A 24095-nucleotide genomic window follows, 5' to 3' on the forward strand; every position below is an offset into this window, starting at 1 on the left:
CCGCTTTTTTGTCGAGGGCCTCTGCTTGTGCTAGGGTCCACCCACGACGAGGGAGTTTGCAATCCGACAGAAAGCAAAGCGGAAGCCGCGTGCGAAGAGCGCGATGAAGCGTCTACAGACGATCAAGGCCGTTTATGATGCACCTGACCGCGTGCGACGCAAATTCGGGCTGAAGCGTCGCCGCCTCAGCCCGAGTCAGAAATTGCTGCGTATGGTAAGTCGGTCATTTAGCTGACGGCAGCGCCGTCAATTTCAGACGCGCCTACTTGTTCGGCTGCGCCGTGGTGCGCAGGTAGGGCTTGATCGTCTTATATCCTTTCGGAAACATCTTGTCGGCGTCTTCATTGGATACGCTCGGTACGATGATGACGTCTTCGCCGTCCTGCCAGTTCACCGGCGTTGCGACCTTGTAGCCGTCGGTCAGCTGTAGCGAGTCGATCAGGCGCAGGATTTCATCGAAGTTACGACCAGCGCTTGGGGGATAGATGATCGAGGCGCGGATCTTCTTCTTTGGGTCGATCACATAAACGGCGCGCACAGTCACTTTCGCATCCGCGTTCGGATGGATCATGTTGTAGAGCGTCGCGATCTTCTTATCCGGGTCGGCGATGAGTGGGAATTCCACCTTCGCGCCCTGTGTCTCTTCGACGTCCTTGATCCACGCCTTGTGGTCCTCAAGGCTGTCGGCAGAAATCACGATTGCCTTCGCGCCGCGCGCGGCAAGCTTGTCTTTCAGTTTTGCCGTGTAGCCGATCTCCGTTGTGCAGACAGGAGTAAAGTCTGCCGGGTGGGAGAAGAAGACAACCCAGTCATCCCCGATCCAGTCGTGGAAGCTGATATTGCCTTCAGTGGTTTCGGCGTCGAAATCGGGTGCTGTATCACCTAGCAGAAGGCTCATGGCATTCTCCGTTGATTGCTATATCTTCGCCACACAGATTGGCGTCGGCGGGCTAGAGGACAAGTTCAGGGTGCTGATTTCGGTCTTTAATTTTACTAAGGCCACGCTGGCCGTCGAGCACGCATGAAACGTCTGATCCTGCTTCGCCATGCCAAGACTGAACTCTGGAATGAAGGAGTTTCGGACCGCGACCGCAAGCTCGTAGCCCGCGGGCACAAGGATGCCCAAGCGATTGGCAATGAGCTGAAAGCGAGAGGATGGGTGCCCGATGCGGCGCTTGTTTCAAGTGCGCGGCGCACGCGGGAGACTTGGCGCCATCTTCAGGAATTCTTTCCAGCGTGCGAGGCAAAGCTATCGGACACGCTATACCTTGCGAGCGTTCCGACCATTCTCGACCAGGTGACACTGGCAGCGCCCAAGAGCTCGACCCTTATGGTCATCGGGCACAATCCGGGAATGCAGGAAGCGGCGCTGTCGATCCTGCGTGAAGCGGGAACGAATGATGAGATCGCGGCGCGCAAGCTTGGGGAGAAGCTGCCAACAGGAACGGCGGTCCTGTTTGAATCCGAGGAAGACGAAGCGTTCACGCCTGTTCATTTCAAAATGATGGGCTGGATCAGGCCGAAATCACTTCGCGCCCAAATATAGGACCGCCCTGCCGGGCGGGGCAGGGCGGTCTGTTTTCAGGGCCCCGGCAGGTTGGGGCGCGATGAGAGTGAGAGTCCCTGCCGGGGTTGCCTGAAGCTTGATCAGACGCGTCCGGCAAGCCTGTTGTGGCGGCGGCGACGCTGGACCAGAAGGGTGGGCTTCCAGATCCCGGCATTGTCGTTGGCAGCCTTTCCGGACACGCGTCCGGTGGTGCCTGCGAGCACCGGCGCCATGCCGGTGTTGGTCGCAGTCTGTTCCAGACGGGGTTGGCGGGTCTGGGAGGCGAGCGGTTGCATCTGATATTACTCCTTCGTTGCAAGTTTCCGGTCTTCTTGTGCCGGTTGGTTGGTTGTCTGCCGGGGCGGGTTTGTCTCTGTGCCGCCGACGAGATTGATCTAGCAACGAAATTATTGTTTTTCAATATACGATTATCGAAAAACAATGTGTTTTCTTAAAATCTGTATATAATTCAGGGGGATAAAAATTACTGTTTTTCGATAAACGGACTTGCGTCAGCTCTTTTTGGCTTCGCCGCGGCACCGTTTCGAGCAGTACATCACCTCGTCCCAGACCGATTCCCACTTCTTGCGCCACGAAAAGGGGCGCTGGCAGGCAGGACAGGTCTTCTGCGGAAGATCGCTTTTGCGGACCATTTTGTTGGAGGTGCGTTTTCTGTCTGTCATCAACCTTGCCTTCTTCACCGTTAAACTAGGTCTCAGACGGGAGCAGGAGAAGTCGGGATGGCGATTGCAATCATTGGCGCAGGCGTTGCGGGTCTTAGTGCGGCCTCGGATATGAAGAGAGCAGGCCGCGAGGTCGTGATCTTTGATAAGGGGCGAGGCGCTGGTGGCAGGCTGTCGACCCGGCGCGCATCCACGCCTGCTGGAGACCTGCGTTTCGATCACGGCGCGCAATTCTTCACGGCCCGCGATACTGGTTTCCGCGCGCTCGTTTCGGATCTTGAAAGCAGAGGCCATGTGGCGAAATGGGCGCCGTCGCGCGTGGCGCTCTCCACTGATGGCGGGACCTGGTCACCAGCGCCGCTTCACTCTGAAGACGACTGGTATGTCGGCGCGCCGTCCATGAATTCTTTGGTCAAGGGGATGGCTGAAGGCCACGATGTGCGCTGGGGAGAGCGTGCCACCGGGCTCTCCATACGAGAGGACGGCCGATATGTGCACATTGACGCGTCTGGCTGGCAGGGTCCGTTCGAGACGGTCATTTTTGCGATCCCTGCCGAACAGGCGCGCGAGCTGCTTGCTGATACCAGTCCTGAACTTGCCAGTGAGGCCGCCGCCTCCGTGACCGCTCCGTGCTGGGCGGTCATGCTAGCCTTCGATACCCCGATCGAGACCGGATGGGATGTGGCCGAGGTATCCGGCTCGCCGCTGAACCTTCTGGTGCGAAACAGCTCCAAGCCGGGCCGAGCGAATGAAGAGACGTTCGTTCTGCACGCAACACCGGAATGGACGCGGACGAATGTCGATATGGAGAAGGAACAGGTGGCTGAAGAGTTGTCCGGCCTCTTCAGTCAGATAACGGGCGCAGGCGCGCCATCGCTCGCTGCGGCGCATCGCTGGCTCTATGCGAAGACGGAGACGGCTGCCGCGAGCCCCTATGGCTGGGATGAAGCGCAGCGCATTGGCGTCATAGGCGACTGGCGCATCGCGCCGCGGATAGAGGCAGCGTGGCAAAGTGGACACGCGCTTGCGGCCAGTTTGGTTGATTGAGCAGCCGCAACCTTGAATTAAGGAATCTTCGTGTTTCTATCGCCCCATGCATGTGGGGGGACAAGAAGACAATGTCGTCTGGCTAGAGCCAGGCGACGCGAAGCCAGCAGCCGGCGCCCCCCGGCTTCTGGAAGCGCTTGCTTTTTCCAGGGCCTTGCCGCCGATCCTTAGCGCAGAACAACGCCTCACCAGATGGCAATGGGAAATCTTCGGCGCTTTCCTGATGCTGGTCATCATCGCGCTTCTGTTGGCGCCGGTTCTGTTGGGCGTAGCGGCGAAGGTGGTGTTCTGGCTGCTCTTCTCAATGACCGTCGTCTGGCGCCTTGCCCTGACCATCGTCGGCGCGCTGGAGCGAGTGGCCGGCCCTCGCCAATCTGCATCCCCATCCATTCCGGACAATGAACTGCCGGTCTATTCGGTCCTGATTGCCCTTCGTCATGAACAGAACATGATGGATCAGCTCGCCGCCAGTATAAGAGCGATAAACTGGCCGGCCGAGCGTCTAGATATCCTGCTTCTCATCGAAGAGGACGATGTCGCAACCTACGAGGCGGCAATGAATGCGGACTTCCCGAATGGAACTGTCTGCATAACCATCCCGCCCGGTGAGCCGATGACCAAACCGCGCGCGCTGAACTATGGCCTCGCAGCAGCGCTGGGAGAGTATGTGACTGTGCTCGATGCGGAGGACCGCCCGCATCCGGATCAGCTGAGAGCGGCCTACGAAACCTTCTGCCGCGAGGGCGAAGATGTCCGCTGCGTGCAGGCGCCTCTCATCGCCAGTAACGGCGCTGATGGGTGGCTACAGGCCCAGTGGTCGCTCGAATACGCGGTGCAGTTCGGCCTTCATGTGCCAGCTTTGGCAAGTCTCAGCCTTCCCGTCATGCTGGGCGGAACGAGCAATCACTTCCGCCGCCATGACCTGATCGCCTTTGGCGGCTGGGACGCGTGGAATGTTACGGAAGATGCTGACCTAGGCATCCGGATCGCGCGCCTCGGTGGGCGGACCGCAACAATCCGTGCCGGAACGCGAGAGACCGCGCCAGAGTCTCTTCCCGTCTGGACCAGCCAGCGTAGCCGCTGGATCAAGGGCTTTGTCCAGACCTGGCTTGTCTGCATGCGAACCCCTGTGACTTTGTTGTTGGAACTCGGGCTGTTGCGCTGGACCAGTCTTCAATTGACCCTTGGCGGCGCCATCGTCAGCGCGTTTCTCTACGGCCCGATGGTTTTAATGATCCTGCTTGGAACGCTTTTCCCCTCCTTCTTCAACTATACGCCGGTGGACTTCGGCCTGTTCATGGCCGGCATGACGGGATGCGTGGTTGCTGACTGCCTGGCGCCCGGAAAGTGGACGGTGTCGCGCGTGATTGCGATCATCACACGGCCGTTTTACTGGCCTCTTTTGACAGCTGCTGCCGTCAAGGCTGTGATCGGGCTTGTGCTTCGTCCTTTCTACTGGGCCAAGACGCCCCATATCCCTTCGGCATAAACCCTGGGGCATTCATGCTGGACTGGATCATACCTATCGGGCTCATCACCCTGTTCTCCATAACCATGGTGTATTCAAACATGAGGCTTGGAAAACCGCGGCGCGATGGACGGCCGAACAAATTGCCATGGGGGTTCATCATGGTGTTCTGCGTACTCGGCATATTCCTCATGGTTGTTCACCTGTTCAATCTTGCTGGTTTCGAAACCGGACCCGAACACAGCCTGCTTGGGCGCTTCTAACTCCAAAATTTGATGCTCCTTGCCGACATCTCGTTTCGGGTCTAGAACAAATACGGAACAGAGGGGTGGGAATGAGCAGGGATGTGTTGAAAGCCGTCGGTGAAACGCTCGTCGCGGCGAATAATGATGGCAGCTACAAGCAACTGATCGACACGATTTACGACGTCGACTGCGTGTCAGTTGAATCGGCGCCGCCGCCCGGCGGAAGCGCTGAGGCTTGCGGCATCGAAGCTATCAAGGGGAAGTGGGCCTGGTGGGAAGATAATCACGACGTCCACGAGACAGAGGCGCACGGTCCATATCTTCATGGTGACGATCGTTTCGGCGTCGTCTTCACGATTGATGTGACCGATAAGAGCTCAGGCGAGCGGGTGAAGATGCAGGAAATTGCCCTCTACACTGTGAATGATGGCAAGATCGTGCGTGAGGAATTCTTCTACTAGGCAGAAGATGACCTGACTTTCTGATCGTGCGTCAGATCGGCCTTGTCGCAGCGTCGGGTCGTGACGCAGAGCGCGGCAACGGCTATGTCACTATCAGATACGACAGGATAGCTTGAGGGAGCCGAAACCATGCCATTTGACGCGCCATCCGATCCAGATGCCTTCCGCGAGAAAGTTCGCGGCTGGCTCGAAGAGAACTGCCCGGAATCCATGCGCACGCCGATGCCAGAAGACGAAGTCGTCTGGGGCGGCCGCCGTGAAAAATTCAAGAACCCGGACTCCAAGGTCTGGCTGGAGCGTATGGCCAATCAGGGCTGGACAGCCCCCACTTGGCCAAAGGAATATGGCGGCGGCGGTCTTACCCGTGAACAGGCAAAGATCCTTGAGCAGGAAATGGCACGGATCGGCGCTCGCACGCCGCTCTTTTCGTTCGGTCTCTGGATGTTTGGTCCGGCTCTGATCGAGTTCGGCAATGAAGAGCAAAAGAAACGCTTCCTGCCAGACATCGTTCACGGCAAGACGCGTTGGTGCCAGGGTTATTCTGAGCCGGGTGCCGGCTCTGACCTTGCAGGTCTGCAGACCAAGTGTGAGGACAAAGGCGACCACTATCTGATCAACGGTCAGAAAGTCTGGACCTCCTATGCCAATGAAGCCGACTGGATTTTCTGCCTCGTGCGCACCGACAATACGGTCAAGCATGAAGGCATCAGCTTCATCCTTTTCGACATGGAAAGCGAAGGCGTAGAAACGCGCCCGATCAAACTGATCTCCGGGTCTTCGCCATTCTGCGAGACCTTCTTCTCTGATGTCAAAGTCCCGAAAGACCAGCTCGTCGGCGAAGTGAATGGCGGCTGGAAGATCGCCAAGCGCCTGCTGCAGCATGAGCGCTCATCGATTTCCGCCAGCGGCTTCGGGTCTGCCCGCGGCACCGGCATGCTGGAGCTTGAGGAGTACGCGAAAATCCATGTCGGCACTGACGGTGACGGCAAGCTGCTCGATGGTGACCTGCGTGGACGTATCGCCGAGCACCAGATGTACACCAAGGCCTTCAACCTGACTGTCCAGCGCAGCCAGCAGCAGGCGAAGGCGGGACAGGAAGTCGGCCACACCGCATCGATTATCAAATACGCGGCGGCCAAGATGAACCAGGACAAGCACGAGCTCATGATCGAATCGCTTGGCACTGAGGGGCTTGGCTGGGAAGGTGAAGGTTTTGACCGCGGTGCCAAGATGGTCACTCGCGGCTGGTTGCGCTCGAAAGGCAATTCGATCGAGGGTGGCACGAGCGAGATCAATCTCAACGTGGTGTCCAAACGCGTACTCGGCCTTCGGGACCACCAATGATGCGTGGTTTTCTCATCGCAGGCTTGATGTTGGCCGCTACGCCAGTTGCTGTCGCTGAACAGCCCATGCAGGGTTGGTGCTTCAAGCACCCCAGCGATGACGTGGGCGCAAATATATTTGCGTCGACCGTCAGCGAAGATTCGGACGCCGTGAAACTTGTTTTCACGGACGCCGAAGAGAACCAGAACACCTTCAATCTGAGCGCTGTCGGCGTGAACGAATATGCGCTCGAGGGCGGCAGGGACGGCGACGGCGTCGTCTTCCGCGCCGATGGCCATTTGGAAATGTATGACTCGGAAGGCGAAAGCGGATCCGCTGCGCCAAGCACCGAACACGACTGTATAGGATAAGAGACCGATGACTTTCGTACTGACTGAAGACCAGGAAATGCTGCGCGACACCGCAGTGAACTTCACCCGTGACGAGCTGCCGGTGAAGCACCTCCGCTCCTTGCGCGATGCTGGCAAGAACGGCGTAGACCCAGAGGCACGCCGGAAACTGGCAGAGCTGGGCTTTTTCGGCGTGCTGATACCCGAAGAATATGACGGCGTGGAAATGAGCATGACCGCTTTTGGCCAGGTCATGGAAGCCCAGGGCCGTACGCTGGCCTCGACCCCGCTTCTGCAGACCGCCTGTATCGGTGCCAGCGCCATCCTGATGGGCGGCACCGAAGCGCAGAAGAAAGAGTGGCTGCCGAAGATCGCTGCCGGTGAGGTCACCACCGCGCTCGCGCTAGACGAAACCAGTCATCACAATCCAGCAGGCGTTGCCACCGAGGCAGAACGCGATGGTCAGGGCTACACGCTGAACGGCGCAAAGAAGTACGTTCAGGACGGCCACCATGCAGATGTGTTCATCGTTGTCGCACGCACCTTTGGTGAAGCAGGCGATAGCCACGGCCTGACGCTGTTCCTCGTGCCGCGCGATGCAAAGGGCCTGACCGTCCAGACACTCAACACGGTCGATAGCCATGGCGCTGCCCATCTGACGCTGGATGGCGTACATGTCGACGATAGCCATGTGCTCGGCGCAGCTGACAAAGGCATGGACGTGCTCGAGCCGGTTCTCGATCGCGGCCGGATTGCTCTGGCGGCAGAGATGCTGGGCTCATCGCTCGCCGCGTTTGAGATGACTCATGAGTATATGCAGACCCGCAAACAGTTCGGTCAGCTGATTGGCTCATTCCAGGCGTTGCAACACCGCGCGGCAAAAATGTTCACGGAGCTGGAATTGACCACGTCCTGCATTGCGGCGGCCCTTTCCGCTGTCGACAGCCAGCGCAACGACATTGCCGAACTGGCAAGCCTTGCGAAGGCACGCGCAAGCGAGACTGTCCACCTGGTGTCGAATGAGACGGTTCAGCTGCATGGTGGCATCGGCATGACCGACGACCATGATTCCGGTTTCTACATGAAACGGGCCCGCGTTCAGGAAGCCCTCCTAGGTTCAGCAAGCTTTCATCGTGACCGCTATGCAAAGCTGAACGGCTACTAGGGCAATCACACCACTCCGATAAGAAATGGACCGGAGCCATAAGGCTCCGGCCCATCATCCATGCACATGTGAATGGTCCGGATACGCGTGCATGGAATGGCGTGCGATCTACAACTCAGGAAACAAGATCGGCGCGATGAGGTTCCCCTCGATCTGTATGTTTGGCTGATGTGTGCAGCTTGTAGGGGCGGGGCGGCGTGTGATTGATCTCAGATGATGGCGTGCTAGCTCCTTGCGCGTCGCAGATGCAGGAGCGCCCGGCATGTATCGTTTTCTCCCCCTGATCGCTTCGCTGGCGATGCTCGCTCTGTTCAGCGTCATGGTCCCGGTTAGTTCGTTTTTCTGGATTGGCGTGATCCTGATGGGCGGGCTTTCGGGCATCGGCCTGTATGACGTCTTCCAGACCCGGCACACGCTGTGGCGCAATTTTCCGATCGTGGCGCGCATCCGCTGGATCGCTGAAGAACTGCGTCCCTTCTTCCGCTCTTATATTGTCGAGAGCGACACCGAAGGACGCCCGTTCAACCATGAAGAACGCGCCATGGTCTATCGCCGCGCGAAGGATGTCTCTTCCGTCGAGCCATTCGGCAGTCAGCTCGATATCGATTCTCCGCCCTATGAATGGCTTTCCCATTCCATTGCAGCACGTCATCCCAAAAGCGGTGACCCACGTGTGAAGGTCGGCGCGCCGGGGACGGCAAAGCCATATGAGGCAAGCGTACTCAATATCTCTGCGATGAGTTTCGGCTCGCTCGGCTCGCATGCGGTCGAAGCGCTGAACCGCGGGGCAGCGAAAGGTGGTTTCTACCACGATACCGGCGAAGGCGGCGTGTCGAAATACCATCGCGCAGGTGGCGGCGACCTCGTCTGGGAGCTTGGTTCAGGCTATTTCGGTTGCCGCGCGAAGGATGGAAGTTTCGACCCGGCCAGGTTCTCCGACGTCGCCGCGAGCGATCAGGTCAAGATGATCGAGATCAAGCTCAGCCAGGGCGCAAAGCCGGGGCATGGCGGCGTGCTGCCCGGCAACAAGGTGACTACAGAAATTGCCGAGGCGCGCGGTATCCCGATTGGCGAGACCTGCTATTCGCCTGCCGCGCATACCGCTTTCTCGACGCCGAAACAGATGATGGACTTCATCGCGCAGCTGCGTGAGCTGTCGGGCGGCAAACCTGTCGGGATCAAACTTTGCGTCGGCAATCGATGGGAAGTGCTCGCCCTGTGCAAGGCAATGAGGCAAACGGGCATCATGCCTGATTTTGTCGTGGTCGACGGCGCAGAAGGCGGCACGGGTGCGGCGCCTGCAGAATTCATGGATCATATTGGTGCGCCGCTGCGACAGGGCCTCGTGCTTGTTCGCAATGCGCTGGTCGGCTGTGATCTCAAACAGCACGTCCGCATCGCTGCGAGCGGCAAGCAGATTTCGGCGTTTTCGATGGCAGCTTCAATGGCGCTTGGCGCCGACTGGATCAATACGGCGCGCGGCTTCATGTTTTCGCTGGGCTGTATCCAGTCGCTAAACTGCCACAACAATAGCTGCCCGACAGGCATCGCCACAACAGATGCCGGGCGCCAGCGCGGGCTGGTCATTCCGGACAAGGCCGAGCGCGTCTATAATTTTCACCGCAATACCATCCGGGCCCTGATGGAAGTCGTGGGCGCTGCCGGTTGTGAACATCCCGGCGAGCTGACGCCGCGCCATATCATGCACAGGGTGACACAGGATGTCGCGCAGCCTGCGCACCGGGCCTACAATCTGCTGGAACCGGGCGTGCTCATTTCTGGCGCAGACGACACGCATCTCGCGCGTGAATGGGCCATGGCGCAGGCTGACAGTTTTGCGCCACTGCAGATCGACTAGGGTCTACTGCGTCGCTGAGAAGGCCGCGCCTACATCCCGGTAGAAGGCGATGCGCCTGCGCGTCTGCGGCGACAGGGTCACGAGCGAGCCTGCACCGGCCAGTGGCTCAGGCTCTAACTCCTCGTGGGCGATCACCATCATGTCATGCCAAAGCGTTGCCGGGAGGCCCCCACCTGTGACGCGGCTCATCGGTGTGTCGTCGTCATTGCCAACCCAGACACCGCCAAGCCTTGCTGCCGAAAAACCGACAAACCATGCATCGCGCCAGTCCTGGCTCGTCCCGGTCTTGCCTGCCGTCTGCCAGCCTTCCAGCTGGGCGCGTTTTCCGGTCCCGTCGGCGATGACACGCTCCATCATGGCCACCATGGTTTCGGCATCACGCTGGTTCATGACCCGCTGTGGATCATATGCTGGCCGTTCGTAGAGAACGTCCCCGCGCGAGTTTGAGATGCGCTCGATGATATATGGGTCGACGCGCGTACCGCCGGTCATGAAGGCACCATAGGCACGAACCAGATCTCGCAGGCTCATCCCCTGACTGCCGAGTGCAATAGACGGGAAGGGTTGGAATTCTCCGCTCACGCCGAGCGACTTGATGAGAGAGATAATATTCTCTTCGCCCACTTCCTGACCAAGCTGCGCGGCGATTGTGTTGACCGAATCCTGCAACGCTTCAGTCAGCGTCATCGGCCCGGCATAGTTGCGCGAATAGTTTTGCGGCGACCAGCCATCGATTGTCGTCGGCTGGTCGCGGCGCACATCATACGGCGTCAGACCCTGCCGGATGGCCGCGGCGAATACGAATGGTTTGAAGGAAGACCCCGGCTGGCGGCGTGCCTGGGTCGCCCTGTTGAACTGGTTCTCGGTGTAATCGACCCCGCCATACATGGCGAGGATACGGCCTTTCTCATCCATGAGGATGCCAGCGGCCTGACCGGCATTCTGGCTGGCGCCTTCTTCTTCCATACGCTTGTCGAAGGCGTCATTGATCCGGGCCTGAAGGCTGGCATCGATCGTAAGCGTTACGACAAGGTCGCCTGGAAGGCTGGGCAGGATTTCGTTCACGCGTTCTGTTGCCGTGTCGAGCGCATAGCCAAACTGCGGGTCGCGGGCAGGTGGTTCAGCCAGTTCAACCTCTTCAGTCGATGCGCGGGCGGCCTGCGACTCCGTCAGGAAGCCAGCAGCGACCATCTCGCGCAAGACATAGGCCTGTCGTTGTTTTGCGTCTGGCATATTGTTTGTCAGGGCGAGACGGGACGGGGCCTGTGGCAGCGTGGCGAGCAGCGACGCTTCACCAACAGTCAGCTCTTCAGGCGCTTTGCCAAAATAGAAACGCGAGGCAGCACCAAGGCCATAGAAGCCCGCGCCGAAATAGATACGGTTAAGGTAAAGCTCGAGGATTTCATCCTTGGACAGACGCTCTTCAAGTTCGCGAGCGAGGCGGACTTCCTGCGCCTTCCTGCGAAGCGTCTGCTCCGGTGTCAGGACGAGGTTCTTGATCAGCTGCTGCGTGATGGTGGACGCACCTGATACCGTCTCGCCAGAGGTGAAGTTTGCCCAGGCGGCCCGGATGATCGCCTGCGTATCGGCGCCATTATGTTCGTAGAAGCGTTTGTCCTCGGCCGCGATGAAGGCTTGTGCCACGTGGGGCGGCAACTCCTCCACGCGTACGGCGCGGCCATAGCGTGGGCCCCGGATCGCAATCGTGTCGCCATCGCGATCGACAAACTCGATGGCCTGTTCGCGTCCCTTCGCCCAGAGTTGTTCAGTCGTCGGCAGTCCCGGCATGCCGCGATAGAGGCTTTGCACGTAGATCCAGCCCGCCAGAAGGGTGATGACCATCAGGGCAAAGGTGACCACCAGGCCCCATGTCAGGATGGGACGACCTGCAAGGAAGCCGCGCCCGGAACTGCGCGCGCGACCGTCATAGGTCGGCGGACGATCCCCTGGCGATCCGAAGTTCGATTTGCCGGCCAAGTAGGTCCTTCCCTCGAAGTCGCGGGCGAGATTGCCAGCGCATCATGGCTTTAAATTAGGCAGGGTGAAGGCGGTATGAATGTCTGAAATGCGGACATCCGCAATACGTTGCAAAATCAGCGCAGCGGCGCAGGGCAGTCTGCGCCATCCGGACGTCGTCGCCCCGGGGCGGCACGCGTGGCCAGTACATCCGCGAGTGCGAGCCGGTTCTCGATCATTTCGATGCTATGTCGCTTGTCCACGCAGCTGATCGGTTCGCCGGTGTCAGACGCGATCATGATCGCCATACCCGTATAGCCTCCATACCAGTCCCAGATGTAATCGGCCTTATGAAATCGTAGCAGGGCCTTCGACGCATCAATCGTGGCTTGGCGGCTGTCGGACCCGGACCGGAGATGCGTCAGGTCAATCGTGACCAGTTCCACTTGCTCACCGGTGACACTTTCCAGTGCACGGCTTAGCTTTGGTTCGAAGACACGGCAGGACACACACCAGTCGGCTGTCAGATTGACCACTTTGACTGGGGCCTGCCCGGCACTCGTGCAAACCGGGATCAACACAAACGCAGCGATAAATTTCGCTGGGCTGGGCATTTGTAACAGGCGACGCAGCTGTCTATGACGAGACTGTAATAACGATAACAGGGCGAGCATGCTGGATTTTTTGAACGACCTCATCAATGGCAAGATTCTCATTGCCGTTCTCATTCCACTGGGTCTCATTTTTACCATCTGGTCCAGAGGGGTACAGTTCAGGCTTTTCGGATCCATGTTTTCCGTCCTTGGACAGGGGTTCCAGCACGAAACGGACCAACCGTCATCCTTTCAGGCGCTGGCGCTGTCAGTCGCAGGCCGTGTCGGTGGCGGCAATATTGCCGGTGTGGCCGCGGCGCTTGCGCTGGGCGGGCCGGGCGCGATCTTCTGGATGTGGATTGTCGGCCTTGTCGGCATGGCGACCAGCTATTTCGAATGTACGCTCGCGCAAGTCTACAAGCAGAAAGAGCCGAATGGCGATTTTCGCGGTGGCCCGGCCTATTATATCAAGCATGGTCTCGGCAAAAAGCTTGGCAAGGCGGGCCCCGTTCTCGGCTTTGTCTACTCGCTGCTTTTGCTCGTCACTTTCGGCTTTGCGTTCATCTGCTTCCAGAGCTTTGCAACGACGAGTTCAATCGATTCAGCATTCGGTGCGCCGCGCCTCTGGTCAGGCATCGGCCTCGGCGTGGTGGTCAGCCTTGTGATCTTTGGCGGCGTGCGCCGGATCGCCAGCGTTGCTGAAATCATTGTGCCAGTCATGGCCGTCTTCTACGCGCTGATCGGCCTTTATGTACTGCTGACGCACATTCCGCAGATCCCGGGCGCGCTGTCGACCATCGTGGTGAGTGCCTTTGGCTTCAACGAGGCGGTTGCGGGCGGTATCGGCGGCGCGATCATGATGGGCGTCAACCGCGGCCTGTTCTCCAATGAAGCGGGCCTCGGGTCTGCGCCAAATGTGGCCGCGGCGGCTTATGTCGAACATCCCGCCCAGCAAGGCATGGTCCAATCGCTGTCCGTCTTCATCGATACGATCATCATGTGCACGGTGACGGCGCTGATCATTATCCTCTCCACCCAGTCCTATATCGGTGTCGATGACGACGTTCAGGGCGTGCTGACCCAGCTTGCGCTGGCTGATCACGTTGGCGGCTGGGCAGAGTATTTCATCGCTTTCGCGCTGTTCCTCTTCGCCTTCTCGTCGATCATGTACTCCTACTATCTCGGTGAGAATGCGGTCGACTACTACATCCCCGACAACATGGTCGCGGTCTATGTCTACCGCTTCATGGTGATCGGCTTTGTCCTGCTCGGTTCGACGATCCAGCTGGCCGACGTTCTGAGCTTCAGCGACGTCACTATGGGCCTTCTGGCAATGGTGAACCTGTTCGCGGTCGCGCTGCTCTTCCCGATCGGTTTGCGGATCATGAGGGACTTCGATGCCCAGCGAAAAGCCGGCGTGAAAGTGCCGATCTTCGATCCGGACAAGTTCAGCGACCTCAATATCGACAAGTCGGCCTGGCAGCTGACTGAACGCCCGGGCGGGCCCGCGGATACAGAAAAGGCGTAGGCAAAAAAAAGCCCTCATCATTCGATGAGGGCTTTTTGTCTGGTGCGTATCTGGAGCCGGGACCTAGTTGAACACCCGCTCGAAAATCAGGTCGACGCGCTTGAAGTGGTAGTCGAGGTCGAACAGCGCTTCGAGTTCGGCATCACTCAGCTTGGAGGAGACTTCTTCATCGCCTTTCAGGAAGTCGAGAAAGGCGCCTTCTCCCGCCCAGGTGCGCATCGCATTGCGCTGGACGAGGCGGTAGGAATCTTCACGGCTGACGCCCGCTTCAACGAGGGCGAGCAGCACGCGCTGGGAGTTATGCAGGCCGCCAAGACGCATCATGTTGGACATCATGCGGTCTGGGTAGATCAGCAGGTTCTCTACAACGCCGGCAAGCCGATGCAGCGCGAAATCCATGTGGATCGTCGCATCCGGGCCAATGCCGCGCTCGACGGACGAGTGAGAGATGTCACGCTCATGCCAGAGGGCGACATTCTCCAGCGCAGGGGTAACGGCAGAACGAATAAGGCGTGCGAGGCCGGTCAGGTTTTCCGTCAGTACCGGGTTGCGCTTGTGCGGCATGGCGCTCGAACCTTTCTGGCCCTTGGAGAAGAACTCCTCGGCTTCCAGAACTTCGGTGCGCTGCAGGTGGCGGATCTCGGTCGCGAGACGTTCCACCGATGAGGCAATCACGCCGAGCGTCGCAAAGAACATGGCGTGACGGTCGCGCGGAATGACCTGCGTCGAGACAGGCTCTGCCGCAAGACCGAGTTTCTCGGCGACATGTTCCTCAACGCGCGGGTCGATATTGGCGAACGTGCCGACAGCGCCGGAAATGGCGCAGGTCGCGACTTCTTTGCGCGCGGCGACGAGGCGTTCACGGCCTCGCGCGAACTCTGCATAGAAAGTGGCTAGCGTGACGCCAAAGGTCGTGGGCTCTGCATGTATGCCGTGGCTGCGGCCGATCTTCGGCGTGTATTTATGCTCCTCGGCGCGCTTCTTCAGCGCGGCCAGGACGCGGTCCATGCCAGTCAGAAGCAGGTCTGAGGCGCGCACAAGCTGCACATTGAGGCAGGTGTCGAGCACGTCAGACGAGGTCATGCCCTTGTGTAGGAAGCGGGCCGGCTCTCCGACATGTTCGGCGACATTGGTCAGAAAGGCGATGACGTCATGTTTGACCTCTGCCTCGATCTCGTCGATGCGGGCGACTTCGAAGCTCGCCTTGTCGCGCACAGCTTTTGAGGTGCCTGCCGGGATCTGGCCCAGCTCTTCCATTGCTTCGGCTGCGAGTGTCTCGATCTCCAGCCAGATGCCGTACTTGCTTTCAGGCGACCAGATCGCGGTCATCTCCGGGCGGGCATAGCGTTCAATCATGTCAGGCCTCTCTCGCGCTTATGGCGCGGGTTCTACGCCCGCAGGCGAGAGTCGCAAGCCCTAGACTTCGGCGGCGAGCACGCGCGGCAGTTTGAAGGTCACCGTCTCCTGTGCCGTCGTGACGTGCTCGACCTCAATATCGAAGCGGGCGCGGCAGGCAGCGATGAGGCCCTGGACGAGGTCTTCAGGAGCAGATGCACCAGCGGTCAGTCCGAGCGTTCCGACGCCCTCGAACCAGCTCCAGTCAACATCGGATGCGCTGGCCACAAGACGAGAATCCTTCGCGCCGGCCCGGAGGGCAACCTCGACGAGGCGTTTGGAGTTGGAGGATGTTTCTGCGCCGATCACCAGGAAGAGGTCACATCCTTCCGCCATCGCCTTCACCGCTTCCTGTCGGTTGGTCGTGGCATAGCAGATGTCTTCCTTGTGCGGGGTCGCGATGCCGGGAAAGCGGTCCTGTAGAATAGCGACGATGCTCGCTGTGTCATCAACCGACAGGGTCGTCTGCGTAACGAAGGCGGTGTTGGCAGGGTCTTTCGGTTCAAACGTCTGGGCGTCTTCTTCTGTCTCGATCAAACTGATGGCGCCGTCTGGAAGCTGTCCCATCGTGCCGATGACTTCGGGGTGTCCCGCATGGCCGATCAGCACAATTTCCTTGCCACCCCTGTGATGACGTTCCGCTTCAACGTGGACCTTGGAGACCAGCGGGCACGTCGCATCGACATATACCATGTTGCGCCGCTCTGCCTCAGCCGGCACGGCCTTGGGTACGCCGTGCGCTGAAAAGACGACTGGCCGGTCGGTCGGGCATTCATCAAGCTCCTCGACGAAGACGGCACCTAGCGATTCGAGACGCGAGACGACATGCTGGTTGTGCACGATTTCATGGCGCACATAGACAGGCGCGCCCCACTTGCCGAGAGCTTCCTCGACAATCTGGATGGCCCTGTCGACGCCTGCACAGAAGCCGCGCGGGGCGGCGAGTCTGATCTGCAGTTTTTGGCGGTCCATATAAATCCTCCTGCACACGACGCAGATGGGGCGTTGCGCCATTTGCTGGTGCCCGGTAACACTGCATCACTTACATGGACAGCCTCGCCCGCGAGGCCAAGACCACAAGGCATGATTATGCGCGTTCTAGCTGTACTTGCTGCCGGACTTATGCTCGCGGCTTGCGGAAGCAACCCTCTCACGCGGGCGCTGGATTCGCGTCAGAATGCGGGCCCGTGCCCGCCTGTCGCCGCGCTTTATGATGCGTCGCGCATCGTTGAGTTTTCTGGAGATACCAACTCCTTCCACGAAATCACCTATTCGGGTGAGATCACCGGCGTAGACCTCGTCTGCCGCTATCTGGACGACCAGCCGATGCGCGCAGAGGTCGAGATCGACTTTGCTTTCGGCAAGGGCCCGCAGGCGGACTCAAACCGTCATACCTATCGTTACTGGGTCGCCGTCACGCGCCGTAGCTCCAAGGTTCTGGCCAAGCAATACTTTACGGTCGATGCCAACTTCGCCGGGAACACGATCGACGGTCGCCGCGAAGTCATTCAGGACATTCTGGTGCCGCGCGCTGATGAGACGATCTCTGGCTCGAACTTTGAGGTCATCGTTGGTTTCGACCTCACCGATGAGCAGCTCGCCTTCAACCGTGAAGGCCGCCGCTTCCGCCTCGACGCCGGCAGCTGACACTAAATTCTTCCGGAAACGGCCATGATGGATCTCGTTACGCACCTGTCGAAGGTTTTCGAACAGGCATTTGAAGCTGAGGGCTTTGAAAGCCGCTGGGGCGCTGTGCGCCGCTCGGACCGGCCAGAGCTTGCCGACTTCCAGTGCAATGGCTGCATGGGCGCTGCAAAATCCAGGGGCCTCGTGCCGCGCGATCTGGCCGCGATGATTGCCGAGAAGGTGCAGGGCGACGATGCAATCGAGCGCGTCGATGTCGCTGGCCCCGGCTTCCTGAATATCAAGGTGACCTCCGCGGCCCTGTCCAGGCAGGCAGAAGCGGTCCGCGCTGACGACAAGGCGGGCGGCGGCACCGTCGCCAAGCCGGAAAAGGTCATTTTCGATTTCGGTGGGCCGAACGTCGCAAAGCCGATGCATGTGGGCCACCTTCGCTCTGCGGTCATCGGTGACACACTCTGCCGCCTTTTCCGCTTTTTAGGCGACGATGTGACGGGTGACGCGCACCTTGGCGACTGGGGTCTCCAGATGGGCCACCTTATTACAGAGCTTCTCGCCGAACAGCCCGATCTCATCTATTTTCGCCCCGACTTTTCCGGGCCCTATCCCGAAGAGCCGCCGGTCACGATCGAGGATCTTGGCCGCCTCTATCCGCAGGCCTCTGCCAAGGCGAAGGCTGACCCTGCCCGCAATGAAGCAAGCCAGCTCGCCGTGGCAGAGATGCAGGCAGGACACCCCGGCTACCGCGCGCTGCTTCGTCACTTCATCAATGTTTCGGTCGAAGCACTGAAAATCGATTACGCATTCCTGGGGGTCGAGTTCGATCTCTGGAAAGGCGAGAGCGATGTCGACCAGCTGATTCCCGGCATGGTTGAGGACCTGAAGGAAAAAGGCCTCGCCAAGCTGGATGACGGGGCATGGATCATCGATGTTGCGCGCGAAAGCGACAAGAAAGAGATGCCGCCCTTCATGGTCATCAATTCGCGCGGCGGTACCGGCTATCACGCGACGGACCTCGCAACCGTTGTTGACCGGGTCGAGACGCTGCATCCAGACCGCATGCTCTATGTGGTCGACCAGCGCCAAGCGCTGCACTTTGAGCAGGTCTTCCGCGCTGCTGACATGGCAGGCCTGATGGCCGAGGACCGGATGGAGCATATCGGCTTCGGCACGGTGAACGGCACGGACGGCAAGCCCTTCAAGACGCGCGAGGGCGGCATCCTTCGCCTGGCGGATCTCAACCGCATGGCCCTTGAAGAGGCCGAGAAACGGATCGGCGAAGCGGGTCTATCCGGCGATTTTGGAGAGGAAGAACGCGCAAGGATCGCCGCACTTGTCGCGCGCGCGGCCTTGCGTTTCGCTGACCTTATGAACGTCCGCACGACCAACTACGTCTTCGATCTTGAGCGGTTTACCAGCTTTGAGGGCAAGACCGGGCCTTACCTTCTCTACGCAGCCGTGCGTATCAAATCGCTGCTTCGCCGCGCGAAAGAAGCTGGTCACGCGCCAGGAAAGATCCGCATTGAAGGCGATACTGAACGCGCGCTGGTTCTGGGGCTCGACGGGTTTGCGAGCGCGCTTGAGCAATCGCATGCCAAACGTCAGCCGCACATCTTATGTGAGCACGTTTATTCGCTCGCTCAGGCCTTCAGCGCCCTTTACGCCGCGAATCCGATTGCGAATGAAGACGATGCGGATATCAGGGCCTCACGCCTTGCTCTCTGTGAAGCCGTGCTGAAGCAGCTTGAAGCCGGGCTTTCCATTCTCGGGATTGAAGCGCCAGAGCGTATGTAGCGCCCGGTTAACAGAAGCGGGCGCTTCGTTAACCCTTCCAGTATCGATTCCGGAGTTCGCGCCGCAAATCAGTCGTTCGGTTCGTCGTGGCGGTAACCTTCGTGCAAGGCCTCTTTCCTATGCTGCTTCTGAAAAGCGGCGCCTGAAGGAGAGCCTCATGCTTAAAGATATCATCTCGGTAGCAGCAATCGAATCAGGCGTCGAAGAGCCGGCGGCGCGTCACGCGGTTGGCATTATCCTTAACGCAGCGCAGCGGCAGGGCGGCGATCTCATTGAGCGGATCTTCGCCCAGGTGCCCGGCGCGCGGACCCTGTCCGCCTCGACCGCGACACGCGAAGGCGCGCCACGTGGCCCGATCGCACAACTGATCGAACAGACACCCGGTGGACGTCAGCACGTGACGTTTGACATGCTCTTTCGTCTGCAGCGTGCAGGTCTCGGCCATGCCGAGATTTCATCGCTTATGAACACACTCAGCCGGGTCCTCGGTAAGCGCTTTTCACTCGGCGAGACCGCGCTCATCGCGGCGCTGTTCGAGGGCAGTGCGCCAGCTATAGAGTCCGAAAATCCAGGCCGTAGCAGCGCTGTCGCCTGAGCGCGAAGGGGTCAGTAGCTGATTGAGAGCGGCGCTGGCGCTGCGAGAGGGCTTCCCAATTGCAGGCTTGCGGCTTAGCACCCGTTCCATGACGACCAGTATCGAACCCCAGACCATTCCGCCAATCACTGTAGAATCCGGCAGCCGGGCGAGTTTCACCGCTGACGCACTCGATGCAGCAGCGCTCTGTGCCCTGTCGATCCGGGCGATGCAGGCTGCAGCGACGGCCTTGGCGGGCGCTGCCAGCGCGAAGCTCGTATCTATCAGCCATGATGTGACGGGCACATCGTTCGACGGTGGCAGTGCAGCGGTTGAAAGCCGGGCTGATCGTCAGACACGCACGCTGATCTTCATGGGGGCAGAGCTTTCCTCTGCGGCAGGTCTGCATGTCCGCTCAACTGCGATTTTCAGGCTGGACGCTGCCTGACGTCTGAGGGCAGAGCAGATCGGCAACACCCAGCGCGCTGCATGCAGCGCAGCCATCTTGTTTCGCTTTACAACTCTTTCCGTGTGCGTGCAGACTCGGCGTCGGCTGATAGAAAAAGGGGCAGGCGTCCGTCCACATGATGATGTACCGCCGAACAACTGAAGGCCCCGAAGAAGGGGCGCACGCCTCCGTCCATTTCGGGGACGAATCCCGCGATCTGGCCGCCCTGTGGCTGCATGCGACCGGCTTTAACGGCATGACCTACAAGTCGATGCTGGCCCCGCTCGGCGAACGCCACCGGGTCGCCGCGCTCGACATGCGAGGTCATGGCCTCACAAGCCTGCCTGCAGATCCGAAGACGCTGAAGTCGTGGCATGTCTACCGTGATGACGTGATCGACTTCCTGGAAAAAGAAGCCAAAGGCCCTGTCGTGCTTGGCGGGCATTCCATGGGTGGCTGTGTCTCGCTTCTGGTTGCGGGCAAGCGTCCAGACCTCGTCGCGGGCCTCATTCTGGTTGACCCGGTGGTGCTCAATCCGCGCTTCTATTTCTGGCTCCACGTGCTGCCTTTCGTCCGGCAGACGAACCAGATGTCGCGACAGGCAAAGCGCCGCCGCGCTGAATTTGCGAGCCGTGAGGCCGCCTATGACGCCTATCATGGCAAAGGTGCGTTCAAGAGCTGGCGCGCGCCTTTTCTGAACGACTATCTCGAAGATGGCGTAAGGGAGACGACGAATGAGAAGGGCGAATCTGTCGTCAGGCTGACCTGTAATCCAGCCTGGGAATCGGCGACCTTCTCCTCACAGCGCAACCAGCCCTGGGGCGCGCTGAAGAAGATTGAAAAAGTGCAGACGCCGATTGTGGTTTTTCGCCCGAACATCAAGCCAGTGATGACCAACAAGGTCACTAATCTGATGATGGCGCATTACCGCGAACTCGTCCTGCGTGAGCGTCCCGGCGCAAGCCACTTCCATCCAATGGAAGTGCCTTATGAGGTGCGCGACGAGCTCGCCCGTCAGATCGCCTACCTGATCGACGGTTATTCACCGGCTGAAGACGGGCTGCTGCGCCGTACCCTGCATGGCAGCCAGTGGGATGATTACGACTAGACTGCCCGGCTAGAGCGTGAGGTCGCCGGGGGCGATTTCGGCGAGCTCATCGATCAGCGCCGGCGGCGTTGCCATCGCCTTGCGCGTGATCTGATCGAAGGTAACGGCCACTGCCTCGCACGTCATCCATGGCTGCCCGGTGACCGGGTCCAGCATCCAGTGGGTGAGGGCGTGGACCTTTTCTTCGGCCCGTGACAGTGCAGTCCGGATCTGGAAGAGATCGCCAGCCTTTGGCCAGCCTCGGTAGATGATCCGGTTCTCCAGCACAGCGGCGCCCATATGGCTGCCTTCAACGGCGCTGGCGACCCGTTCGCGCCAGTCATAAAGCAGGTTCGGCACCGAATCAGAGACCCGGCCGATAAAGCAGTGCGGCTTCATGCGGCCAAACACGTCGCAATCTTTCGCATCGACCATGCCCTGGCCAATCAGCTCGACGCCCTGACCTTCAGCAAAGCCAAGTGTCACCTCTTCGTTCGGTAAGGGCTCAACGCTGAGGTCGATGCCGCGCGGCGCTGTGGCTGCCGGGGGCTCTTCGATCAGCTCTGTCAGCGCCTTGTGGGTGCGGTCGCTCCACGGGAACGGGCGCATATCGTCGGCAGACGCATGGATAAGCTTGGTGCGGAATGCGGCAGCCGGCGTGCCATCGCTGTGAAGCAGTTCCTGATAGACGGTAACCCGCGTCTCATCGATCTCAAGCACGCAGCCGCGCATACGAAGCGGGCGGCCGGGATGAACCTCGCGCATGAAGCGGATATGCTGTTCAAGTGGGATCAGGGTCGACGGCGAGCCGGTCTGGTAAACATGGCTCATATGACAATGCGCAGCCAGCGTGCCGAGCCCTTCAAACGCCTTTTCCAGATAGATGCGGACATTCATATGCCCCATCTCATCACAGTCCCAGGTATTCGCGCTTCCCTTCCAAAGGTCGATCAAGCTGGTTCCTCCGGCTGGCTTGGCACTATCTTTCCGGGCAGAAGTAGCCGCGCTCGGCGCGGGGGGCAACCTGTCGTCAGACTGTGCAATCGCGGCAGACACCGCGGGCTTCAATAACGGCCTGCCGAACCTTGAAACCAGCCGCCGCTGTCTCGGCTTTCAGGGCGTCATTGGTCGCAACGGCATGGAGCTCTTCGGCAGCGCCGCATTTCTCGCAGATCAGGAACACCGCTGAGTGTTTGTGACCGGTATGACCACACGCGACATAGGCATTAAGGCTCTCGATCTTGTGGGCGAGGCCCTGTTCTTGAAGGAAGTCGAGCGCGCGATAGACTGTTGGGGGTTTGGCGGCTCCTTCGCCGTCCAGATTGGCAAGAAGGTCATAGGCCTTTGACGGCTCATCGCTCTCCAGCAGGAGGCGCAATACCTTGCGGCGGATCTTCGTCAGGCGCTGGCCGCGTTTTGCCGCAAGCGCTTCGGCCTCGGCAAGGAAGGTCTCCACATCCTGAGGACTGCAGGGCGTGTTCGCGTGAACGTGTGGATGGGTATCGGCGTGGGCCATGGATATGAATGTCGGATGTTTCGGGCGGAATTTCCAGTCAGAAACGCTGTCTGTCCGTTCGTCCATAAGGTGAGATGCGTAGTTGGGCGCTTGTGACGCGCGGTATGCGGGCGCGCGACAGAGAGGCCAATATTCGGTTCTCTGACGGGTGTTTAGCTCGCCTCATCATCAATGAGGAGGGTCTCATGAAACTTCATTTCCTTGCCGGGCTCGCTGCAACGACAGCACTTGTTTCCACGGCGCCAGCCTTTGCCGAACCAGGCGACTGGATGGTGCGCGGCCGCGTTCTGGGCGTTCTGCCCGATGAGAGCGGCGAGCTTAGCGTCGGCAATACGCGCCTGCCAGGCACGGTCGATATTGGCGACCAGTACGTGCCAGAGCTTGATATCACTTACTTCTTCACCGACCACATCGCTGCAGAGCTGATCCTTGGTGTGACACCTCACGATGTGAAGGCGACGAATGTCACCATTCCTGGCGTGATGACGAGTGCGACGGTCGATCTTGGCGATGTCTGGCTGCTGCCACCGACGCTGACCCTGCAGTATCACTTCGATACCGGGTCCGCCTTCAAGCCATATGTCGGGGCGGGGGTGAACGCGACCTTCTTCTTCAATGAAGACGAGGGCCCGGTGGCGGATGCGATTGATTACGATCCGACTGTCGGTTTCGCGCTGCAGGCAGGCTTCGACTATGACCTCGACGGCGTCGAGGGCGGCTGTGCCTTGAATGCGGATATCAAGAAGGTCTGGATTGAGCCGGATGTGAAGGTGCACCTCACCAGCGCGCTCGGCCCTGCACTTGGCACCGCGCCGGTCAACGTCAATGCTGACGTCGAAATCAATCCGGTCATTGTGGGGTTGGGTCTCGGCTATCGCTTCTAGCTGCGCCCGAGGCACCTCCCGAACATCCAGGAAAACTGAAAGGCCCTCCGCACCGCGCGGAGGGCCTTCTTGTACTTGGGTGACTAGATAGCCGGGCACGCGCCGCCATTTTCGCGCATGCCTTCAAGCATGCCATTCACGACGCGGTTGAAGGTCGATAGATTGTCGGCAAAGGTCTGCCCCTCATCCGAGCCTGCGTCCTCAGGCAGCAACGCGCCCGAGACGAGCTTGTCCGTCGCTTCCTTGGCGCTTTCATCGGCCGACGACATACGCGTTGAAACCCGCTCGAAGAAGGTCGCGATCATCTCGCGCTCATCACCGCCATCATCCAGCGTCGCTTCAAGACAGGTGCAGGCTGCATCCGGTGTCGTATCTGCTTCGCGCAAGTTCGGGCTGAGCGAGCGATCACCGAGAACAATACGGCACTGATTGAACATTTCAGCCTTATCCCCATCGCTTGTGCCACAGGCCGGTAGGATAAGAGATGCGCCAATCAGGCATGAGGCGAGGATGGTCTTTTTCATTATTGTACT

At 59.6% G+C, this 24095-nt stretch carries 27 protein-coding genes; 17 read left to right on the forward strand and 10 right to left on the reverse strand.

Going from position 1 to position 24095, the window contains the following annotated elements:
- Positions 1–262: 262 nt before the first annotated feature.
- Positions 263–898, reverse strand: coding sequence for a peroxiredoxin (locus O4G74_RS14265; protein ID WP_269403234.1), 636 nt, complete (start codon positions 896–898; stop codon positions 263–265).
- Between O4G74_RS14265 and O4G74_RS14270 the strand changes: the two genes are divergently transcribed.
- Together O4G74_RS14270 and O4G74_RS14275 are read left to right on the forward strand one after the other, a co-directional pair.
- Complete coding sequence (locus O4G74_RS14270; RefSeq protein ID WP_269403235.1) at positions 897–1025, forward strand: hypothetical protein; 129 nt, start codon at positions 897–899, stop codon at positions 1023–1025. The genes O4G74_RS14265 and O4G74_RS14270 overlap by 2 nt on opposite strands.
- Positions 1022–1546 (forward strand): SixA phosphatase family protein, encoded by a 525-nt coding sequence (locus tag O4G74_RS14275; protein ID WP_269403236.1) that lies wholly within the window; start codon positions 1022–1024, stop codon positions 1544–1546. The genes O4G74_RS14270 and O4G74_RS14275 overlap by 4 nt, the downstream gene beginning before the upstream one ends.
- A gap of 101 nt (positions 1547–1647) precedes the next feature.
- Here O4G74_RS14275 and O4G74_RS14280 read toward each other — a convergent pair whose 3' ends face one another.
- Positions 1648–1842 (reverse strand): hypothetical protein, encoded by a 195-nt coding sequence (locus O4G74_RS14280; RefSeq protein WP_269403237.1) that lies wholly within the window; start codon positions 1840–1842, stop codon positions 1648–1650.
- A gap of 216 nt (positions 1843–2058) precedes the next feature.
- A complete protein-coding gene (locus O4G74_RS14285) occupies positions 2059–2199 on the reverse strand; it encodes a DUF2256 domain-containing protein (protein WP_269403419.1) in 141 nt (46 codons plus the stop codon).
- Between the two features lie 87 nt (positions 2200–2286).
- Here O4G74_RS14285 and O4G74_RS14290 point away from each other — a divergent pair, with 87 nt between their 5' ends.
- From O4G74_RS14290 to O4G74_RS14325, 8 genes are all read left to right on the forward strand, one after another.
- A complete protein-coding gene (locus tag O4G74_RS14290; RefSeq protein WP_269403238.1) occupies positions 2287–3276 on the forward strand; it encodes an NAD(P)/FAD-dependent oxidoreductase in 990 nt (329 codons plus the stop codon).
- A 52-nt stretch (positions 3277–3328) separates the two neighbouring features.
- Positions 3329–4765, forward strand: a complete 1437-nt coding sequence (locus tag O4G74_RS14295; protein ID WP_269403239.1) for a glycosyltransferase — start codon at positions 3329–3331, stop codon at positions 4763–4765.
- 14 nt (positions 4766–4779) lie between these two features.
- Positions 4780–5007, forward strand: coding sequence for a hypothetical protein (locus O4G74_RS14300; protein ID WP_269403240.1), 228 nt, complete (start codon positions 4780–4782; stop codon positions 5005–5007).
- Positions 5008–5078: 71 nt separating this feature from the next.
- Positions 5079–5450 carry a nuclear transport factor 2 family protein gene (locus tag O4G74_RS14305; protein WP_269403241.1) on the forward strand — a complete coding sequence of 124 codons (372 nt, stop codon included), beginning with the start codon at positions 5079–5081 and terminating at the stop codon, positions 5448–5450.
- 129 nt (positions 5451–5579) lie between these two features.
- Positions 5580–6794 (forward strand): acyl-CoA dehydrogenase family protein, encoded by a 1215-nt coding sequence (locus O4G74_RS14310; RefSeq protein WP_269403242.1) that lies wholly within the window; start codon positions 5580–5582, stop codon positions 6792–6794.
- On the forward strand, positions 6791–7144 hold the full coding sequence (locus tag O4G74_RS14315; RefSeq protein WP_269403243.1) for a hypothetical protein: 354 nt from the start codon (positions 6791–6793) through the stop codon (positions 7142–7144). Before O4G74_RS14310 ends, O4G74_RS14315 begins: the two co-directional genes overlap by 4 nt.
- A gap of 7 nt (positions 7145–7151) precedes the next feature.
- Positions 7152–8288, forward strand: coding sequence for an acyl-CoA dehydrogenase family protein (locus O4G74_RS14320; RefSeq protein ID WP_269403244.1), 1137 nt, complete (start codon positions 7152–7154; stop codon positions 8286–8288).
- Between the two features lie 262 nt (positions 8289–8550).
- Positions 8551–10146 carry an FMN-binding glutamate synthase family protein gene (locus tag O4G74_RS14325; protein ID WP_269403245.1) on the forward strand — a complete coding sequence of 532 codons (1596 nt, stop codon included), beginning with the start codon at positions 8551–8553 and terminating at the stop codon, positions 10144–10146.
- Positions 10147–10149: 3 nt separating this feature from the next.
- Here the strand turns inward: O4G74_RS14325 and O4G74_RS14330 are convergent, their stop codons facing one another.
- Both O4G74_RS14330 and O4G74_RS14335 read right to left on the reverse strand, forming a co-directional pair.
- Positions 10150–12123, reverse strand: a complete 1974-nt coding sequence (locus tag O4G74_RS14330; RefSeq protein ID WP_269403246.1) for a transglycosylase domain-containing protein — start codon at positions 12121–12123, stop codon at positions 10150–10152.
- A gap of 116 nt (positions 12124–12239) precedes the next feature.
- Positions 12240–12638, reverse strand: coding sequence for a thioredoxin domain-containing protein (locus tag O4G74_RS14335; RefSeq protein ID WP_269403247.1), 399 nt, complete (start codon positions 12636–12638; stop codon positions 12240–12242).
- A 136-nt stretch (positions 12639–12774) separates the two neighbouring features.
- Between O4G74_RS14335 and O4G74_RS14340 the strand changes: the two genes are divergently transcribed.
- Positions 12775–14223: an alanine/glycine:cation symporter family protein gene (locus O4G74_RS14340; RefSeq protein ID WP_269403248.1), complete on the forward strand. Its 1449-nt coding sequence runs from the start codon at positions 12775–12777 to the stop codon at positions 14221–14223.
- Positions 14224–14286: 63 nt separating this feature from the next.
- On the opposite strand, the gene purB is transcribed toward O4G74_RS14340, so the two are convergent.
- Together purB and ispH are read right to left on the reverse strand one after the other, a co-directional pair.
- Complete coding sequence (gene purB / locus O4G74_RS14345; protein WP_269403249.1) at positions 14287–15579, reverse strand: adenylosuccinate lyase; 1293 nt, start codon at positions 15577–15579, stop codon at positions 14287–14289.
- 60 nt (positions 15580–15639) lie between these two features.
- Positions 15640–16590 carry a 4-hydroxy-3-methylbut-2-enyl diphosphate reductase gene (gene ispH, locus O4G74_RS14350; RefSeq protein WP_269403250.1) on the reverse strand — a complete coding sequence of 317 codons (951 nt, stop codon included), beginning with the start codon at positions 16588–16590 and terminating at the stop codon, positions 15640–15642.
- A 111-nt stretch (positions 16591–16701) separates the two neighbouring features.
- Here ispH and O4G74_RS14355 point away from each other — a divergent pair, with 111 nt between their 5' ends.
- The 5 genes from O4G74_RS14355 (at position 16702) to O4G74_RS14375 (ending at position 21183) form a co-directional block, all read left to right on the forward strand.
- Positions 16702–17265, forward strand: a complete 564-nt coding sequence (locus O4G74_RS14355) for a hypothetical protein (protein ID WP_269403251.1) — start codon at positions 16702–16704, stop codon at positions 17263–17265.
- A 24-nt stretch (positions 17266–17289) separates the two neighbouring features.
- Positions 17290–19053, forward strand: a complete 1764-nt coding sequence (argS, locus tag O4G74_RS14360) for an arginine--tRNA ligase (protein WP_269403252.1) — start codon at positions 17290–17292, stop codon at positions 19051–19053.
- Between the two features lie 157 nt (positions 19054–19210).
- Positions 19211–19648 carry a hypothetical protein gene (locus O4G74_RS14365; protein ID WP_269403253.1) on the forward strand — a complete coding sequence of 146 codons (438 nt, stop codon included), beginning with the start codon at positions 19211–19213 and terminating at the stop codon, positions 19646–19648.
- 88 nt (positions 19649–19736) lie between these two features.
- On the forward strand, positions 19737–20075 hold the full coding sequence (locus tag O4G74_RS14370) for a hypothetical protein (RefSeq protein WP_269403254.1): 339 nt from the start codon (positions 19737–19739) through the stop codon (positions 20073–20075).
- Between the two features lie 136 nt (positions 20076–20211).
- Positions 20212–21183 (forward strand): alpha/beta fold hydrolase, encoded by a 972-nt coding sequence (locus O4G74_RS14375; RefSeq protein ID WP_269403255.1) that lies wholly within the window; start codon positions 20212–20214, stop codon positions 21181–21183.
- A 9-nt stretch (positions 21184–21192) separates the two neighbouring features.
- Here the strand turns inward: O4G74_RS14375 and O4G74_RS14380 are convergent, their stop codons facing one another.
- Positions 21193–22116 (reverse strand): thioesterase family protein, encoded by a 924-nt coding sequence (locus O4G74_RS14380; protein ID WP_269403256.1) that lies wholly within the window; start codon positions 22114–22116, stop codon positions 21193–21195.
- Between the two features lie 76 nt (positions 22117–22192).
- Positions 22193–22678 carry a transcriptional repressor gene (locus O4G74_RS14385; protein WP_269403257.1) on the reverse strand — a complete coding sequence of 162 codons (486 nt, stop codon included), beginning with the start codon at positions 22676–22678 and terminating at the stop codon, positions 22193–22195.
- Between the two features lie 185 nt (positions 22679–22863).
- On the opposite strand from O4G74_RS14385, the gene O4G74_RS14390 reads away from it, so the two are divergent.
- A complete protein-coding gene (locus tag O4G74_RS14390; protein WP_269403258.1) occupies positions 22864–23562 on the forward strand; it encodes an OmpW/AlkL family protein in 699 nt (232 codons plus the stop codon).
- Positions 23563–23645: 83 nt separating this feature from the next.
- Here O4G74_RS14390 and O4G74_RS14395 read toward each other — a convergent pair whose 3' ends face one another.
- On the reverse strand, positions 23646–24086 hold the full coding sequence (locus O4G74_RS14395) for a hypothetical protein (protein ID WP_269403259.1): 441 nt from the start codon (positions 24084–24086) through the stop codon (positions 23646–23648).
- Positions 24087–24095 lie beyond the last annotated feature (9 nt).

The sequence above is a fragment of the Henriciella marina genome (assembly GCF_027213945.1).
GTDB classification, from domain to species: Bacteria; Pseudomonadota; Alphaproteobacteria; order Caulobacterales; family Hyphomonadaceae; genus Henriciella; species Henriciella marina_A.

What these genes read in the sequence shown, in the direction of transcription:
- O4G74_RS14290 (WP_269403238.1), top strand. Translation starts at nt 2,287, where the DNA reads ATGGCGATTGCAATCATTGGCGCAGGCGTTGCGGGTCTTAGTGCGGCC.
- purB (WP_269403249.1), bottom strand. Translation starts at nt 15,579, where the DNA reads ATGATTGAACGCTATGCCCGCCCGGAGATGACCGCGATCTGGTCGCCT.
- O4G74_RS14375 (WP_269403255.1), top strand. Translation starts at nt 20,212, where the DNA reads ATGATGATGTACCGCCGAACAACTGAAGGCCCCGAAGAAGGGGCGCAC.
- O4G74_RS14270 (WP_269403235.1), top strand. Translation starts at nt 897, where the DNA reads ATGGCATTCTCCGTTGATTGCTATATCTTCGCCACACAGATTGGCGTC.
- O4G74_RS14365 (WP_269403253.1), top strand. Translation starts at nt 19,211, where the DNA reads ATGCTTAAAGATATCATCTCGGTAGCAGCAATCGAATCAGGCGTCGAA.
- O4G74_RS14265 (WP_269403234.1), bottom strand. Translation starts at nt 898, where the DNA reads ATGAGCCTTCTGCTAGGTGATACAGCACCCGATTTCGACGCCGAAACC.
- ispH (WP_269403250.1), bottom strand. Translation starts at nt 16,590, where the DNA reads ATGGACCGCCAAAAACTGCAGATCAGACTCGCCGCCCCGCGCGGCTTC.
- O4G74_RS14315 (WP_269403243.1), top strand. Translation starts at nt 6,791, where the DNA reads ATGATGCGTGGTTTTCTCATCGCAGGCTTGATGTTGGCCGCTACGCCA.
- O4G74_RS14395 (WP_269403259.1), bottom strand. Translation starts at nt 24,086, where the DNA reads ATGAAAAAGACCATCCTCGCCTCATGCCTGATTGGCGCATCTCTTATC.
- O4G74_RS14310 (WP_269403242.1), top strand. Translation starts at nt 5,580, where the DNA reads ATGCCATTTGACGCGCCATCCGATCCAGATGCCTTCCGCGAGAAAGTT.
- O4G74_RS14300 (WP_269403240.1), top strand. Translation starts at nt 4,780, where the DNA reads ATGCTGGACTGGATCATACCTATCGGGCTCATCACCCTGTTCTCCATA.
- O4G74_RS14390 (WP_269403258.1), top strand. Translation starts at nt 22,864, where the DNA reads ATGAAACTTCATTTCCTTGCCGGGCTCGCTGCAACGACAGCACTTGTT.
- O4G74_RS14370 (WP_269403254.1), top strand. Translation starts at nt 19,737, where the DNA reads ATGACGACCAGTATCGAACCCCAGACCATTCCGCCAATCACTGTAGAA.
- O4G74_RS14305 (WP_269403241.1), top strand. Translation starts at nt 5,079, where the DNA reads ATGAGCAGGGATGTGTTGAAAGCCGTCGGTGAAACGCTCGTCGCGGCG.
- O4G74_RS14285 (WP_269403419.1), bottom strand. Translation starts at nt 2,199, where the DNA reads ATGGTCCGCAAAAGCGATCTTCCGCAGAAGACCTGTCCTGCCTGCCAG.
- O4G74_RS14340 (WP_269403248.1), top strand. Translation starts at nt 12,775, where the DNA reads ATGCTGGATTTTTTGAACGACCTCATCAATGGCAAGATTCTCATTGCC.
- O4G74_RS14275 (WP_269403236.1), top strand. Translation starts at nt 1,022, where the DNA reads ATGAAACGTCTGATCCTGCTTCGCCATGCCAAGACTGAACTCTGGAAT.
- O4G74_RS14355 (WP_269403251.1), top strand. Translation starts at nt 16,702, where the DNA reads ATGATTATGCGCGTTCTAGCTGTACTTGCTGCCGGACTTATGCTCGCG.
- O4G74_RS14325 (WP_269403245.1), top strand. Translation starts at nt 8,551, where the DNA reads ATGTATCGTTTTCTCCCCCTGATCGCTTCGCTGGCGATGCTCGCTCTG.
- O4G74_RS14320 (WP_269403244.1), top strand. Translation starts at nt 7,152, where the DNA reads ATGACTTTCGTACTGACTGAAGACCAGGAAATGCTGCGCGACACCGCA.
- O4G74_RS14385 (WP_269403257.1), bottom strand. Translation starts at nt 22,678, where the DNA reads ATGGCCCACGCCGATACCCATCCACACGTTCACGCGAACACGCCCTGC.
- O4G74_RS14280 (WP_269403237.1), bottom strand. Translation starts at nt 1,842, where the DNA reads ATGCAACCGCTCGCCTCCCAGACCCGCCAACCCCGTCTGGAACAGACT.
- argS (WP_269403252.1), top strand. Translation starts at nt 17,290, where the DNA reads ATGATGGATCTCGTTACGCACCTGTCGAAGGTTTTCGAACAGGCATTT.